The following is a 15485-nucleotide window of genomic DNA, read 5'->3' on the forward strand; positions in this document are numbered from 1 at the left end:
GCCGTGATCATGATCGGCGAGATCGGTGGCCCGGACGAAGCGAACGCGGCTTACTGGATCAAGGACAACATGAAGAAGCCGGTGGTTGGCTTCATCGCGGGCGTCACGGCTCCGGCCGGCAAGCGCATGGGTCACGCGGGCGCGCTGATTTCGGGCGGTGCGGATACGGCCGATGCCAAGCTGGAAATCATGGAAGCATGCGGTATTACCGTCACGAAGAACCCGTCGGAAATGGCGCGTCTGTTGAAGGCGATGCTTTAAGGGTTTAAGGAATGGCCGATCGACAGAAAACGCAGGGCTGCGTTATGCTTACGTAAGTCTTTCGTAAAACGTCGATTCTAAAAGCGGGGGAGCTAAGGCTTCCCCGCTTTTTTTATCGCGCGTTTTTTCTGTCGCTGTCGTGTCGTTCACCGGTTTTTTCATGCTCGAATTTTTCGCCACGCTCCATTGGGGCGCTGTTCTACAGATTATCGTTATCGATATCCTTCTTGGCGGCGATAACGCCGTCGTCATCGCGCTCGCCTGCAGGAATTTACCGCCGGAGCAACGCACGCGCGGCGTGCTGCTCGGCACGCTCGGAGCCATTGTGCTGCGGGTCGCGTTGATCTCGTTCGCCGTCGTGCTGCTCGACATCCCATTCCTCAAGTTCGTCGGCGGGCTTATGTTGTTGTGGATCGGCGTGAAGCTCATGATGCCGGATCACAGCGACCCGAATATCAAGCCGACCGACCAGCTTTGGGCCGCGATCAAGACAATCATCGTGGCCGATGCCGTGATGAGCCTCGACAACGTGATCGCCGTGGCCGGTGCTGCCGAAGCGGCCGATCCGCAGCATCGATTGGCGCTGGTTATCTTTGGCTTGTTGGTGAGCATTCCGTTGATCGTATGGGGCAGTACGCTGGTGCTCAAGCTGCTCGACAAATTCCCGATCGTGATTGCGCTCGGCGCTGGTTTGCTCGGCTGGATCGCGGGCGGATTGATGATCGACGACCCGTTCCTGGACCGCTGGCCCGCGTTGAACGTGCTGGGCGCCGAGTACACGGCGCACGTGGCCGGCGCGGCGCTGGTGCTGGCCTTCGGCTGGTACTTTCGGCGGCGTGTGCTGGCGAAGGAAGCGAAAGTCGCGCACTGATTTCGGTCAAGCCATAGGCCGTCAGGCTGACTGTTGAGACCGGGTAACACTCAATAAGATCGAAGCGTCTGGATTGCATCATGCAACCAGGCGCTTCGTCTTTTTGGGAGTTCAGCAATGGCAGCAGCAATGACAGCAGCGGTGTGCAGGGTAGATGGAGTCGGTAGCAGCAAGGCGTGGTTTCGAAGGCTGATCACGCGCGGCAAGATACAGCGCTTCGGGATGGGCTTCACGTTGATCGAGTTGATGATCGTGCTGGCAATTGTCGGTGTGGTCGCGGCGTACGCCATTCCGGCTTATCAGGATTATCTGGCGCGCAGCCGGGTGGGCGAGGGCTTGTCACTGGCATCGTCGGCACGCTTGGCGGTGGCGGAAAATGCCGCGAGCGGTTCTGACCTGGGCGGTGGATATTCGTCGCCGCCGGGGACGCGCAACGTGGAGTCAATTCATGTCGACGATACCAACGGACAGGTCACCATCGCGTTTTCCACGCGTGTGGCGCCGGCTGGATCGAATACGCTCGTGCTTGTGCCGTCAACGCCGGACAACGCCGAGACGCCGACTGCACGGACCGTTCTGACGAAGGGTTCGGTTCAGGCCGGATCGATCACGTGGGAATGTTTCGCCGCCACGAAAACGGCATCGTCCTTGCCGGCGCCGGGCGCGGGTCCTTCACCTTCGGAAGCACCCACATTACCGCCTAATCTCTCGCCACCGGAATGCCGGACTTAAGTGTCGAAAAGGCATTGAGAAAAACTGAAAGGCTGGCCGCATGAAACCGTAATCGCGATGAACCGTCGTCATGACGCTCGTGAGCGAGCACGCGGATTGCGGGCAGCCTCGATGTTTTGCCGAAACCACCACGGAATTTTCAGGAATGACAGTGATTTCGGCGCATTTCATGCCAGGCGCCGCACAGCATGAGTAATTTTTTGTATAGTGCGCCGGTTGCCGACGTTCCCGACCCCACATGCCTTCAAACATCGCGCGCTACTTTTCTCTTGCTGTCCTCTGTCTGGCGTTGACGATCCCGTTCGCGGTCGTCAACCACACCTATCCCATTCCGACCTTCTACGCCGAGTTCAGCGCACTTGCACTGTTCCTGGCGCTTGGTGGAGGAATGGCGCTGTTCGTGCGTCTGTCCGAGCCACGCGTGCCGTTCGCGACGCCGGTCATCGCGTTGATGCCGCTTGTGCTCGGCTTGCTGCTCGTGGCGCAGACGGTGGTTTTACCGGTGTCGCAGCCGTCGATGAACTGGCTCGGCGGCGGCTATCTGTTGGCATCGTTTATCGCGGTGCATACAGGTTATGGCTTCGTGCGCGCGGGTCTGGGCGAGAAGGTGTTGCGCTGGGGTGCGGCGGCGCTGATCGTCGGTGGTTTGTTTGCCGTGTTCTGCCAAGTCGTGCAGTTGTTCCACATGGAGTCGAAGTTTTCGCCGTTCGTGGTGGCTTACAACGTTACGATCGAACGGCGACCGTTTGGCAACATGGCGCAGGCGAATCACCTTGCCACCTACATTGCGTTCGCGACGGCAGGTGCGCTGTATCTGGTGCAGACACGACGGTTGCCGATGACCGTTTGGTTCGTCTTGTCCGCGATATTTTCGGCAGGCCTCGCGTTGACGGTGTCGCGGGGACCTTGGTTGCAGATGGGCGTGATCGTGGTCGCGGGACTCTGGATGGCCTTCATTCAGGGCCGCGCGACCGTGGCCGACGACCCGGATGGTCCTGCGAGTCATGCTGCTCGCAGCAAGACGCGCGCGTGGCTGATTCCGATCGTGCTACTGGTATTGTTCTTCGCCGTGAACGCGGCGATTCGCTGGGCGAACTTGCGGTTTCAGCTGGAACTCGGTCAATCGGCGGCGGAGCGGATGCAGGACGCAAACCAGATTGCGCCGCGGCTTGCGCTGTGGAAGTACGGCTGGACCATGTTCCTGACGCATCCGTTGCTGGGTGTCGGCTGGGGTGAGTTTCCGCTGCATCAGTTCGAGTTCGTGCGGGAGTTGGGCGGCGTGGAGATTGCGAACAATTCGCACGATATCTTCATCGACTTGCTCGCGAAAACCGGTTTGCTGGGCATGGCGATCGTGTTGTTCAGCGTGGTGTGCTGGCTCGTGCGTGTGCTGCGTGCGCCGCATACGCCGGCGCGGATCTTCGCGTTGTCGCTGCTGGGCGTGCTGATGATGCATGCGCTGGTTGAGTATCCGCAGCAGTACATGTTCTACCTGATGCCCGCGATGCTGATTTTTGGCTTGCTTGAAACGCGGCCGGTGCGATGGGTATCACGGTCGTTTTCGTATGGGTTGTATGTTGTGCTGGTGGTGCTTGGACTCGCTTCGCTGTACCCCATCTTGCGCGACTACAACCGCTCGGAAGTGCTCTATTACGGCTCGCAGCCGGCTGAGCAATATCGAGCAGATCCGTCGTTTTTGTTCCGCGCCTGGGGTGAGTATGGCGCCGCGACATTGCTGCCGATGAACAGCCAGGATCTCGCTACGAAGCTCGCGATGCATCGTCAGGCACTGGCGTTGTTGCCGGGGGAAACGGTGTTGCGGCGTTATGCGGTGTTGCAGGCGTTGGCCGGACAGTCGCAGGATGCGCTCGATACCATCGCCCGGTTGCAGATATTCTCCACCGAGCTTCACGACTGGCCGCAACAACTGTCCGACGTTTATCAGTTACTCGATGATCAGGGTAAGCAGTTGGCCGGGTTTAAGGCCGACCTGATGAAGCTGTATGGCGTGCCCACACCGACGACCAATGACGATGATAGTGATGACGACGATGATTGAGAGGGGGTTTGATCGACGACTTCGCTGTGACTGCGAGTCTTGAATTCGAAGAGATCGATGACGGCTAAAAGAGAAAGGCAGTTCCGACTTGCGTTGGAACTGCCTTTTTCTTGGCTAACTAGTCAGGCGTTCCGTGATCAACTCCCCGCCACCCAATCTCCCGATTTCCCGCCGTGCTTCTCCAGCACCCTCACATTGGTGATTGTCATTCCGCGATCCACTGCTTTGCACATGTCATAAACCGTCAGCAGGCCCACTTGCACGGCGGTCAGCGCTTCCATCTCCACGCCTGTGCGCCCAACCGTTTCCACGCGTACTTCGCAAAACACGCCCGGTAGATTTTCATCGATCGAAAAATCCACCGCCACCCGGGTCAATGCCAGCGGATGGCATAACGGGATCAGATCGGAGGTACGTTTCGCGCCCTGGATCGCCGCGATTCGCGCGACGCCGAGTACATCGCCTTTTTTGGCCTTGCCGTCGCGGATCAGCGCGAGCGTGGCGGGCAGCATGACGATCGAGCCGCGCGCGATGGCCACTCGCCGCGTCTCGCTTTTGTCGCCGACATCGACCATGTGCGCTTCGCCAGAAGCATCGAAATGTGTAAGTCCGGACATAACTTCTCCTTGCAACGGGCGCTCATCATAACAGCGGCGCACGAGTGGTCCAGCCGCGCGCACGCTGCTACGATAAGCCTTTCAAGTCGTTTTCGCTTATCCGTTCGCAGCGTTTGAGCCGTCGGCCTCGAGCCACCTCGGCGCCCGTATAGCAGAGTTTGCCATGCGTCCAAATCGACTAGTTGCTGTCATGTTGTGCCTGACCGTGGGCATGCCGCCCGGCGCGTTCGCGCAAGCGATTTCAGCCGCACGAAGTGCGAACACGTCGAACACGGCGGCCTCTTCGGCCACGCTGCATACACCGAATACCTCCCTCACACAGAGCCCGCCCCTCACCACCAGGCTCCTCCCCGATCCAGCACCAGCACCATTCCCGCCCGCGACCATATCGACAAGCGCAAACCCAACCACCATCGACGCCAACGTTTTCGGTCTCTACGGTGGCGCCGAAACCCGTTTCGCGAACCGCCCGGGTGAAAAAGCGGGTCTCCAGGCGTCGATGAACGCGCTCCAGCTGCCCGATCTCGGCGATGGTTCCGGCGGCACGCTGACCCCGCAAGCCGAGCGCCGCCTCGGCGAGCGGCTGATGCGCGATCTGCGCCGCGATCCCGATTATCTCGATGACTGGCTCATCCGCGACTACCTGAATTCGATTGCGACGCGGTTATCGGCGGCGGCGACATCGCAATATATCGGCAGCTATCTACCCGACTTCGATCTTTTCCCCGTCCGCGATTCGCAGATCAACGCGTTTTCGATGCCCGGTGGTTTTATCGGCGTGAACACGGGCTTGATCTCGACGACCGAGACGGAGTCGGAGCTGGCATCGGTGGTTGGACACGAGATGGGACACGTGCTGCAGCGGCACATCGCTCGCATGATGAGCACGAGCGAGCGCAGCACGTATGCGGCGCTCGCGGCCATGCTGTTTGGTCTGCTGGCGGGCGTGGTGGCGCATAGCGGCGATCTGGGCATGGGCATCGCGATGGGCGGCCAGGCCTTCGCGATCGATAGCCAGTTGCGTTTTTCGCGCGCGGCGGAACGCGAGGCGGACCGCGTCGGCTTCCAGATGCTGAGCGCGGCCGGCTACGATCCCTACGCGATGGTCGCCTTTTTCGCGCGCCTCGACCGTACGGCCATGGGCGATAACGGCTTGCCGCCGTATCTGCGCACGCATCCGCTGACCGGTGAGCGCATGGCCGACATGGAGGACCGGGCACGCCGGGTGTCGTATCGACAACCTCGCCAGGGGCCAGAGTACGGTTTTGTACGGGCACGGGCGCGCGTGTTGCAGGTCAAGTCGGCGAGTGAATATCGCGATATCGCCAGCCGCTTGCGCTCTGAAATCAACGATGAGACCGCGCTGAATGTATCGGCGAACTGGTACGGAGTCGCGCTCGCGCAGACGCTAGTGGGCGACTATGGGGCCGCGGCGGAAGCGTTGGGTGAAGCGCGGCGGGCGTTTGAGGGCCGCGAGAGGCATGAGGATGCAGGCGCGGGTGCGGTAAAACGCGAATCGGGCATGCGGTCTATATCAACGGAATCGCGCGGGGCTAAGGCGCATGACTCGGATGCTCAGTCGTTATCGGCGGAAGCGCACCGGACGACCACGAGTGAATCGAGCGCGCGACCCGTTTCGGTGGAATCGCGCTGGACGTCCAAGAGTGAACCGGGCGCCCGGTCGCTCTCGCCACAACTCCGGCAAAACGCAACAAGAGCAGCGGGCACGCCGCCGGTATCGTCTGAATCACCCGGACGCGCCACCGTACAACGCGTTGAAAAAAGCGCTGCAAGCACGCCATCAAGCAACACCCCCGCTCCTTCCGTCGATGTCGCCTCGCTAGCCAGCACGGCTCTCGCATCGCTAAACGCCGCGGGTTCGTCAACCGCCCCAATTGTGAACCTCAGCCCCATCGTCGTTACAAGCCGTCTACCGCGCAGTTCCCCGAGCCTCGATGTCCTCGCCGCCGAGATCGCGCGCCTCTCAGGTCACGACGCCGAAGCCGTCCATCTCGCCGAAATTGCCCAGGAGCGCTGGCCCGATTCCCACGCGGCCGTCGAAACGCACTTGCAGGCGTTGTTATCCGCGCGTCGTTTTACCGATGCCCAGGCGCTCGCCCGCCGCGAAACGCGCGCCGATCCGACCCAGCCCGACTGGTGGCGATATCTGGCTCAGGCGAGTGTCGGCGCGAATGATCCAATGCAGCAGCATCGCGCGATGGCCGAGAAACTTGCGCTCGATGGCGCATGGCCTTCCGCGATCCGGCAATTGGAAGCTGCCCGCGATCTCAAGAGCGCGAGTTTCTACGATTTATCGACTATTTCGGCGCGTCTACGCGACTTCCAGGCACGCTACAAAGAAGAGCGCGAGTTGGAGAAGGACGATAGTTAGGAGGCTTTACGAGGCCGCCGCTTTCGCCGCCGGGCTGGTGACAAAGCCAAACTTGCCCGGCACATCGGCTCGTTCGATACGCCCCAGCGTCAGGTCCAGGCCAGCCGCGAAATGGAATACGCCGCCGTTATCGTCGAGATCGGCGTGCGTGGAAAACAGATCAAGATCGTGATCGTGCAACGCGGCGACGCGGGGCGAACGGGGCACATCCGACGCATCGGCGTCGTCCGAAAACAGCACGCCACCTTCATCGTCGAGCCAAACCGCTGTCGGCTCAAACCGCCCGCCTGCGTGATCGGTCAGCCGCAGCGCGCCATCGGTCTCATCGGATATCTCACTCAGCCGCACGATCCACGGCGTGTAACCCAGTTCCACATACACGCGCTGCGGGCCGTTTTGAAAGAACCACTGGCCGTCGGCATCGGCGGCGTAATTGCGGTTGATGAAACCCAGCAACGCGTCGTGCCGGATGATATCGCCGGGAAGACCTGCCGCCTGCGTGGTGTCGTCGCGCATGCGCCACTGGCCGCGCCGGTCGAGCAGCAGCCAGCCGGTGCAATGCGGAACGTTGGGCCATTTGGCCAGCGCCTGTTTGACGATCTCATCCATGCTCGGAATCCGTTTGGTGTGGAACGTGATGCGCGTGATGCACATGGGTCTGCAAATAGCCGAAAACCCGCTGCGATAACCAGTCGATCCGCCCCGGAAACGGCCCGGTCATGAAACCGACGTGGCCGCCATGCGCGGGTTGATCGAGGGTCACAGCCGCGGAAACTTCCGCCGCCGACGGCAACACCCGTCCAGGCAGGAACGGATCGTTGCGGGCGTTCAGGACCAGGGTTGGAATGGCGATACGCGGCAGATAGGGCCGCGTTGTGGCGCGGGTCCAGTAGTCCTCGGTATCGCGGAAACCGTGAAGCGGCGCGGTCACGGCGTTATCGAAGGCGTGCATGGTGCGCGCTGCGAGCATGGCGTCGCGGTCGAACAGGCCGGGATACTGGTCGAGTTTCGCCAGCGCCTTGCGCTTGAGCGTCTTGAGGAAGCTGCGCGTGTAGACCATGCCGAAACCCTGCGATATCGCGTGGCCGCCGGCGTGGACATCGAGAGGAGCGGAGATTGCGGCAGCGGCATCCAGAATGGCGGCCGCGTCCTGCTCCTGCTCGCATAACCATCGCAACAGCACGTTTCCGCCCAACGATACCCCCGCCGCGATCACCGGCCCGGCGTGTTGCGCCTTCAACCGACGCAGGACCCAGTCGACTTCGGCGCTATCGGCGAGATGGTAGAAGCGCGGGAGGAGATTCATCGAGCCGCCGCAACTGCGGAAATGCGGCACCACGCCAAACCAGCCGCGCGCCTTCGCTTCGGCCATCAGCACGCGTGCGTAATGCGAGTCCGAGCTGCCTTCGAGTCCGTGGAAGAGCACAAAGAGCGGGGCTGTCGGCTCGGGAGCTCGCGTCGCGCCCGTGCAGCCGCTGACGCCATTGTGCAAGGCTGCGGCTTCATCGAACGGTTTTGCGGCGGAGTTTCGAGGCTCGCGCGGAGCGGAGTGCGAGGGGTGCGAACCGTTCGCGGTGGCGGCATCGGAATGAACGCGCCTGTTGCCTTCACCTTCAACGTCATAAGCCAGCCAGTCAAGATCGATGAAATCGCCGTCCGGGGTCGTCCACCTTTCCCGTCGGTATTTCACCGTCGGCCGCTGTGCGAACAACGCCGGAACAATAGTCTGTGCGTGCGCGGTAGGCAGCCATCGAGGCGCTCGGTACAGCCATTCGGCCAGCGGTTCAAGCGTTGTCTGGCTCGCTGCGTTGAGAGCTGCCGAAGCGTTTTGCTCAAGCGCAGAGGGGGGCGCCAGCGCCGGAGCGTCAGGAATTAGATGAGCGTGATCGCGTTTCATGGCGCGTCTTCGAACAGGATGCAGGATGCGAACGGATGCCGACGGTCTGCAGATCAAACTGTGACAGCAATCGTCGAGCCGCGGACGCCGGCTACCCCGCCCAGCGTACCCGCAAAAACGATGTCAATGCAGTGGACCTTGTCCATGTCGCATTTTCGCCGCAACTTGGCCTGCGGCTTCGTCTGGCATCGCACTAGCGTGGATATGTGCAATGCGCCATTCGCCACGTTCGTGGACCATCACATAGGTGCTGAACACCATGACGGGCGTGCTGCCCGGTTCGGAAGGCTGATGCGCTTCAGCGATGGCGTACACCACGGTGCCGAGACTGTCGTATACGCGGATATCGAGCGGCTCGACCGTGACCGGCCGGTTTCCCAGTTGCGCCGCCAGGCCCGCGCGAATACTGTCCAGGCCGCTCAGATGCGAGCCGTCCGCACAGATGAAGGTGGCGAATTCCTCGTCGATCCAGAGCGCCATGACGCTGTCGATATTGCCCTCCGCGACAGCCTGGTAATAGGCATTGAGGGTATCGGCGGCGGCTTCGAAGAGGCGGGCAAAACGTGGCATGGCTAGTGGGTCTCTAACGGTCGATGCATGGCGCCCGATGTTCCCGGACAGTAAAGCGCCACGGTTCGGTCAAGTTTCAAAAGCATGCCCCGGCTTAGGGACATTGGCATGTCAGGACTTGCCAGGAGCCGCAAACGCGCCGCCGATGGGAACTCGGGAGGACGCGGACACGGCGCCGGCGAAGCGGGCGTGGCAGATGTTGCCCTGACGAAGTCATGAAGCAATCTTCGAAGCGGCCCGGCCAAACCCGCTCGATCAGCATGAGCTGTGGCGCCGAAGCCGCTCCAGCTCAATCTCCGCCTTAATGACGCTGCATCATCAACATGCCGCGTAAATCGCCGAAAACCTGCTCGGCGCCGAGTTCACGCAAACAGTTCAAATGACCCAGCGGGCACTCGCGGGCAAAGCAAGGACTGCATTCGAGGTGCAGCCATTGTACCTTTGCGAGATCGGAGAGGGGCGGCGTGTGGCGCGGGTCGGTCGAGCCGAACACGGCCACCAGCGGGCGGCGCAGCGCGGCAGCCACATGCATCAGGCCGGAATCGTTGGTGACGACCGCGCTCGCGCGAGAGATCAGCGCGCAGGCTTCGCCGAGCGACGTTTGCCCGCACAGGTTGCGCACGTTCGGCGCGCGATCGGCAATGGCCTGTGCGATGGGCGAGTCTTTTGGCGACCCGAGCGCGACGATCCGTGCATACGGAAACGACTGCGCGATGAACTGCGCGAGCGTCGCGAAATGCTCCGGCGGCCAGCGTTTTGCCGGACCGTATTCCGCACCCGGACAAAACACGACGAGCGGCGCACGCGTATCGAGATTAAAGCGGGCGGAGACGCGCGCGGCTTCGTTCAGGTCGGTATCGAGTCGCGGCACCGGCATGGGAACCGTAGCGTTTTCCTGCATCCAAGGCAGCTTCGCGCCCGGCGCGTAGGCGAGGGCGGCGTACTGGCCCACCATGGGCGGGCGTTGACCCTTGGCCGGATTCGCGTGCCGCACGTTGAGCAGGCCATAACGGCTCTCGCCCGTGTAGCCGACGCGCAGGTTGATCCCCGCCATCCACGGAATCAGCGCCGATTTGAACGAGTTTGGCAGCACGTACGCGGCGTCGTAACCCACGTCGCGCAGATCGCTCGCGAGTTGCCAGCGCCGCAGCATTTGCAGCTTGCCGTGGGCGAGATCGGTGGCGTAGACGTCGTGGATCTCGGGCATCCGTTCCAGCACGGGTGCGACCCAGGCGGGCGCGACAGCATCGATGACAATGCGCGGATGCAGCTTTTTCAGCAGCGAAAACAGCGGCTGCGCCATCAATGCGTCACCAATCCAGTTCGGTGCGATAACCAACGCGCGACGCATTTATGTAAGTTCCAGTCTCAAAAATAACGCAGCTCACACCTTGGCAGGCGGGCGCGTTGTTGCAATTTTGGGGGAAGGCGCCCGGCATCCAGTGTCCGGTACCCGGATTGTCCGGCGTCGAGGCGCGAGGTGTTGTGCTTTCAGTGCTTTTCCGGATAGGGAGCGCGGCCGGAGCGTGGTGTTCAACGGGATCGGCGGCAGCATCGGCTGATTGCAGCACAACATGGTTAGTGGCCGCGAGAAAAAGCGGGCGGCGTGGTTCAAGCCGCAAGCCGCTTCTTTTCGCGAAGTCGAAGAGTCGCGAAGAGTCACGAAGATTCAATGACCCTTGATCGTTTCGCCGTCTTTCAGCTTGTAGCGCGTGCCGCAATACGGGCAACGCGCTTCGCCGTGGGAGATATCGAGGAAAACGCGCGGATGCGTGCTCCAGCGCGGCATGTTGGGGTTCGGGCAGAACGCCGGCACATCTTTCGCCGACAACTGGACCAGCGGCATTTCCTTCAGTTCGCTCATGAGGAATCTCGTTCGTTCTAGTCTGGGGACGCGGTGAGCTTGGTTTTTCGAGTTGGAGATTCGAACCCGGAAAGCCAGTCTCACCGCAGCACGTCATGCGTCGGATTGCACTTAAGGCTACTTAACCTGCGCAAGCCAATCGGCGTACTTTTCGTTCTTGCCGCTCACGATATCGAAGAAAGCGCTTTGCAGCTTCTCCGTGATCGGACCACGCTTGCCTTCGCCGATGGTGCGATTGTCCAACTCGCGGATCGGCGTGACTTCAGCGGCCGTGCCGGTGAAGAAGGCTTCGTCGCAGGTGTAAACCTCGTCGCGCGTGATGCGCTTTTCGATCACCTGAATGCCGAAGTCGCGTGCGAGCGTGATGACCGTGTCGCGCGTGATACCGTCCAGGCACGAAGCCAGGTCCGGCGTGTACAGCTTGCCGTTGTTCACCAGGAAGAAGTTTTCACCGGAGCCTTCGGACACGTAACCGTCCACGTCGAGCAGCAGCGCTTCGTCGTAACCGTCGGTGATGGCTTCCTGATTCGCGAGAATCGAATTCACGTACCAGCCGGACGCCTTCGCGCGAACCATGGAGACATTCACATGATGGCGCGTGAACGATGACGTCTTCACGCGAATGCCCTTCGCAATGCCGTCGTCGCCGAGATAGGCGCCCCACGGCCACGCAGCGATTGCGACGTGAATGGTGTTGCCTTTCGCCGATACCCCCAGTTTCTCCGATCCCACCCAGATGATCGGCCGGATATAGCACGATTCCAGTTTGTTCACGCTGACCACTTCGAGTTGCGCGGCTTCGAGCGTTGCGTGGTCGAACGGTACTTCCATCTGGAAGATCTTGGCGGAGTTGAGCAGGCGCTTGGTGTGGTCTTTCAGGCGAAAGATCGACGTGCCGTTGCCGGTCTTGTAGGCGCGCACGCCTTCAAAAACGCCCATGCCGTAATGCAGCGTGTGGGTGAGCACGTGGATGTTGGCGTCGCGCCAGTCGATCAGCTTGCCATCCATCCAGATCTTGCCGTCGCGGTCGGCCATTGACATACGATTTCTCCTGGCGAGTAGTGTGCAGATATTGAGTGGGCTGCCCGTTGCACCGGCTTATTTCGCCAGCTTATGCCAGTTTGTTTCACCAGCTAAACGTCCGCATCTTTCGCCCGCTTGACGAGCATGGCGATGACAACGGGCTTTATGCGCCTTGTTCCGAGCCGAGGCGCCTGTCCGGAGACAGCGCGCGGGGCATGGATTCCAGTGCAAAACCGGCAAACGGCCGGGCGGCCAAAGACCGTCATTTTAGCGTCTTTTCGATCAAAAAATGGGCGTCGTCGGCCATTTGACGCCTTTCACGACGCTATAATTTGCCTTTCGCCGTCACGCGATGTGCTCAGGCTGCAGTCAACGTTGCGGTTCGAAAGCAAACCTGAGGGACGGCCGAAAGGCCTCCATCTGGATGGGTGGGCCTGAGACAGGACATGAGACTCGGCGCGATTCAAGGCTCAGGCGGTGGTGTCGGGTCACGTTTTGGTCATCCTGGACAGCGATTCAGTCTCGATCCGCAACGGGTCGGCGCTGGTCGTCGGGCCCTTGCCCGTTCTTCGCCGGATCCGCTGGATCCGCCGCTCAACCGCACAAGCACACCGCGACTCGCACCAATCTCCATGTTCGACCGGCTGTCAGACCTCAACCGACGCGCGTTTCTCGATGGCGTCAAAACCCTCTCTCCGGCGGTTCCGGCCACGTTCTCGTGGGGCCTCGTCACAGGCATTGCGATGGCCAAGTCCGTGCTGACCGTGCCGCAGGCGCTCGGGATGTCGCTCGCGGCCTACGCGGGATCGTCGCAACTGGCTGTGCTGCCATTGTTCGCCGCCAAGCTTCCGCTCTGGACCATCTTGCTGACTGCCGCCATGGTCAACTTGCGGTTCGTCATTTTCAGTGCCGGGCTTGCGCCCCATTTCGCCTATCTGCCGTTGCGCCGGCGGCTGGTGCTCGGCTATTTCAATGGCGACATCATTTACCTGATGTTCCAGAAGCGTAATTTCCCGACCGGTTATCAGCCGGGCAAGGAGGCGTTTTTCTGGGGCATGGCCGCGACGAGCTGGTCCTCCTGGCAGATCTCGTCAATAGTGGGAATCCTGCTCGCGAGCCTTTTCCCCGACAACTGGGGCCTCGAGCTCGCTGGCACGCTTGCGCTGATTCCGCTGATTGTCTCGGCGATCGCTACGCGCTCCACGCTCGCGGCCGTTGGCGTGGCGAGCGTGATTGCGCTGGTTACGCTGGACTTGCCGTACCGGCTTTCATTACCACTGGCCGTGGCGGCGGCCCTGCTCGCCGGAACTTTCGTCGATGTCATGGCCGAGAAGCTAGGCGCAGGGCGCAAGACCAGCGGCGTGCCAAGGCGTGTGGATGTGGAAAATCCCGCTCCGCGTCTCACCGAAGCCGAGCCACTGCAACCCTCGTTCGATCCTTCATCCGGTCTCGACAAATCGCCGGTCAGCCCCAAACGCACCCGGAGCGCACGATGAGCGCCGCGCAAGTCTGGCTGGCCATCGCTGGAATGGGGCTGATCACGGGCATCACGCGTGCGCTGTTTTTGATCGGCGGCGAGCGCATGATCCTGCCCGAGCGTGTGCAGCGCGCCCTGCGCTACGCGCCGGCTGCCGCACTGGTTGCAGTCGTCGTGCCGGATCTTTTGACGACGTCAACTGGCCTGTCGGTCGCTTTCTCGAATCACGCGCTTTACGCTTCCCTGTGCGGTCTCGCCTGGTTTCTTTGGCGCCGCGGCATGCTTGGGACTATCGTCGTCGGCATGGTTGTCTTTACGGCGTTGCGGCTGTTCGCCTGACGCTGGTTTTGCTGCGGCGCGTCATGCAACGTGGTATCCACGCCATCGCAAACTCACTAATCCCGAATCTTGGGGATTTGCGTTTCCTGCGTCGGACGGGCATGGGTATCGGTTAAAATGGCGCTCTCGCTGTCGTATCGAATGAGGTCGAAACGTGTATCCGGCAGTCACCGCACACCAGCTTCACTCGCTCCATTCTTCGCTGCAACGCCTCGTTGGCCGGGTCTCCAGGTCACCGGCGAAAGGCGCGGCACGCCTCGTTTCGTCGCCTCCGCATTACCTTGCTTGTTCGACTCGTTGTCCGAATCGTCCGCTTGGCGTTAGTCGCCTTGCGATGTTGCGCACACGCCGGCTTGCCGCCGGAATGGATTTGAGCACTTCAATTTCCCCGTAGCGACCTTTGTGAGCCCGCTGGCCTAAAGCCACGGCGCGCAGATTCAACTCGCCCGAACCGCTTTCCAATTACTCGCTCACCCGCTGACTCCCATGACGAAAGTATTGCGTTTCACCGATCTGATCGCCGAAGGCAAAGTGTCCGGCAAACGCGTTTTCATCCGCGCCGACCTGAACGTCCCGCAGGATGACCAAGGCAACATTACCGAAGACACGCGCGTGCGCGCTTCGGTGCCGGCCATTCAACAAGCGCTGGCAGCGGGCGCCGCCGTCATGGTCACGTCCCATCTCGGCCGCCCGACGGAAGGGCAGTTCAAGCCTGAAGATTCGCTTGCGCCGGTCGCCAAGCGTCTGGGCGAATTGCTCGGCCGCGACGTCCCGCTGATTGCCGACTGGGTTGACGGCGTGTAGGTGCAGCCGGGTCAGGTCGTACTGCTTGAAAACTGCCGCTGCAACAAGGGTGAGAAGAAGAACGACGACGCGCTGTCACAGAAGCTCGCCAAACTCTGCGATATCTACGTGAACGACGCGTTCGGCACCGCGCATCGGGCGGAAGCGACCACGCACGGCATCGCGAAATACGCGCCCGTCGCGTGCGCCGGCCCGCTGCTCGCCGCTGAACTCGATGCATTGGGCAAGGCGCTCGGCGAGCCGAAGCGTCCGCTGGTCGCGATTGTCGCGGGATCGAAGGTATCGACGAAACTTACTATCCTCAAGTCGCTGGCGGAGAAAGTGGATCAGCTGATCGTAGGCGGCGGCATTGCCAATACGTTCATGCTCGCGTCAGGGTTGAAGATCGGCAAGTCGCTGGCTGAGAAGGATCTCATCGATGAAGCCAAGACCATCATCAGCGAAGCGCGGGCGCGGGGTGCATCGGTGCCAATTCCGAGCGATGTCGTGACTGCAAAGGAATTCGCCGCGACCGCGAAGGCCGAAACGAAAGCCGTGGACCAGGTGCAGGACGATGACCTGATTCTCGATATCGGTCCG

General features: G+C 61.4%; 13 protein-coding genes and 2 pseudogenes. 8 read left to right on the forward strand and 7 right to left on the reverse strand.

Annotated features, from left to right (window positions below; all coding sequences use genetic code 11):
• The 4 genes and pseudogenes from JWR14_RS32975 to JWR14_RS32990 all read left to right on the forward strand — a co-directional run.
• A pseudogene (locus JWR14_RS32975) lies at positions 1-261 on the forward strand (succinate--CoA ligase subunit alpha); the annotation flags it as partial.
• Between the two features lie 160 nt (positions 262-421).
• Entirely contained in the window at positions 422-1132 is a 711-nt protein-coding gene (locus JWR14_RS32980) for a TerC family protein (protein ID WP_299717826.1), read from the forward strand.
• A 117-nt stretch (positions 1133-1249) separates the two neighbouring features.
• Positions 1250-1864 carry a pilin gene (locus tag JWR14_RS32985; protein ID WP_299717828.1) on the forward strand — a complete coding sequence of 205 codons (615 nt, stop codon included), beginning with the start codon at positions 1250-1252 and terminating at the stop codon, positions 1862-1864.
• Between the two features lie 238 nt (positions 1865-2102).
• On the forward strand, positions 2103-3923 hold the full coding sequence (locus tag JWR14_RS32990) for a Wzy polymerase domain-containing protein (RefSeq protein WP_299717830.1): 1821 nt from the start codon (positions 2103-2105) through the stop codon (positions 3921-3923).
• A 137-nt stretch (positions 3924-4060) separates the two neighbouring features.
• Here JWR14_RS32990 and moaC read toward each other — a convergent pair whose 3' ends face one another.
• The gene (gene moaC / locus JWR14_RS32995; protein WP_299717832.1) at positions 4061-4540 is read right to left on the reverse strand and encodes a cyclic pyranopterin monophosphate synthase MoaC; all 480 of its coding nucleotides are present in this window, start codon (positions 4538-4540) and stop codon (positions 4061-4063) included.
• A gap of 163 nt (positions 4541-4703) precedes the next feature.
• On the opposite strand from moaC, the gene JWR14_RS33000 reads away from it, so the two are divergent.
• Positions 4704-6932, forward strand: coding sequence for a M48 family metalloprotease (locus JWR14_RS33000; RefSeq protein WP_299717834.1), 2229 nt, complete (start codon positions 4704-4706; stop codon positions 6930-6932).
• Between the two features lie 6 nt (positions 6933-6938).
• Here JWR14_RS33000 and JWR14_RS33005 read toward each other — a convergent pair whose 3' ends face one another.
• From JWR14_RS33005 to JWR14_RS33030, 6 genes are all read right to left on the reverse strand, one after another.
• Positions 6939-7541, reverse strand: a complete 603-nt coding sequence (locus tag JWR14_RS33005; RefSeq protein ID WP_299717836.1) for a DUF2946 family protein — start codon at positions 7539-7541, stop codon at positions 6939-6941.
• Positions 7534-8829 (reverse strand): alpha/beta fold hydrolase, encoded by a 1296-nt coding sequence (locus tag JWR14_RS33010; RefSeq protein WP_299717838.1) that lies wholly within the window; start codon positions 8827-8829, stop codon positions 7534-7536. The genes JWR14_RS33005 and JWR14_RS33010 overlap by 8 nt, the downstream gene beginning before the upstream one ends.
• A 123-nt stretch (positions 8830-8952) precedes the next feature.
• Entirely contained in the window at positions 8953-9399 is a 447-nt protein-coding gene (locus JWR14_RS33015) for a nuclear transport factor 2 family protein (RefSeq protein WP_299717840.1), read from the reverse strand.
• A gap of 301 nt (positions 9400-9700) precedes the next feature.
• A complete protein-coding gene (waaF, locus tag JWR14_RS33020) occupies positions 9701-10750 on the reverse strand; it encodes a lipopolysaccharide heptosyltransferase II (RefSeq protein WP_299717842.1) in 1050 nt (349 codons plus the stop codon).
• Between the two features lie 318 nt (positions 10751-11068).
• Positions 11069-11263, reverse strand: a complete 195-nt coding sequence (locus JWR14_RS33025; RefSeq protein ID WP_047895834.1) for a zinc-finger domain-containing protein — start codon at positions 11261-11263, stop codon at positions 11069-11071.
• A gap of 117 nt (positions 11264-11380) precedes the next feature.
• Positions 11381-12304 (reverse strand): branched-chain amino acid transaminase, encoded by a 924-nt coding sequence (locus JWR14_RS33030; RefSeq protein ID WP_299717848.1) that lies wholly within the window; start codon positions 12302-12304, stop codon positions 11381-11383.
• A 614-nt stretch (positions 12305-12918) separates the two neighbouring features.
• Between JWR14_RS33030 and JWR14_RS33035 the strand changes: the two genes are divergently transcribed.
• From JWR14_RS33035 to JWR14_RS33045, 3 genes and pseudogenes are all read left to right on the forward strand, one after another.
• Entirely contained in the window at positions 12919-13782 is an 864-nt protein-coding gene (locus JWR14_RS33035; protein ID WP_299717852.1) for an AzlC family ABC transporter permease, read from the forward strand.
• Positions 13779-14102: an AzlD domain-containing protein gene (locus tag JWR14_RS33040; RefSeq protein ID WP_299717850.1), complete on the forward strand. Its 324-nt coding sequence runs from the start codon at positions 13779-13781 to the stop codon at positions 14100-14102. The genes JWR14_RS33035 and JWR14_RS33040 overlap by 4 nt, the downstream gene beginning before the upstream one ends.
• Positions 14103-14588: 486 nt before the next feature.
• Positions 14589-15485, forward strand: a pseudogene (locus tag JWR14_RS33045) (phosphoglycerate kinase); the annotation flags it as partial.

The organism is Caballeronia sp., from assembly GCF_028292365.1.
Taxonomy (GTDB): domain Bacteria; phylum Pseudomonadota; class Gammaproteobacteria; order Burkholderiales; family Burkholderiaceae; genus Caballeronia.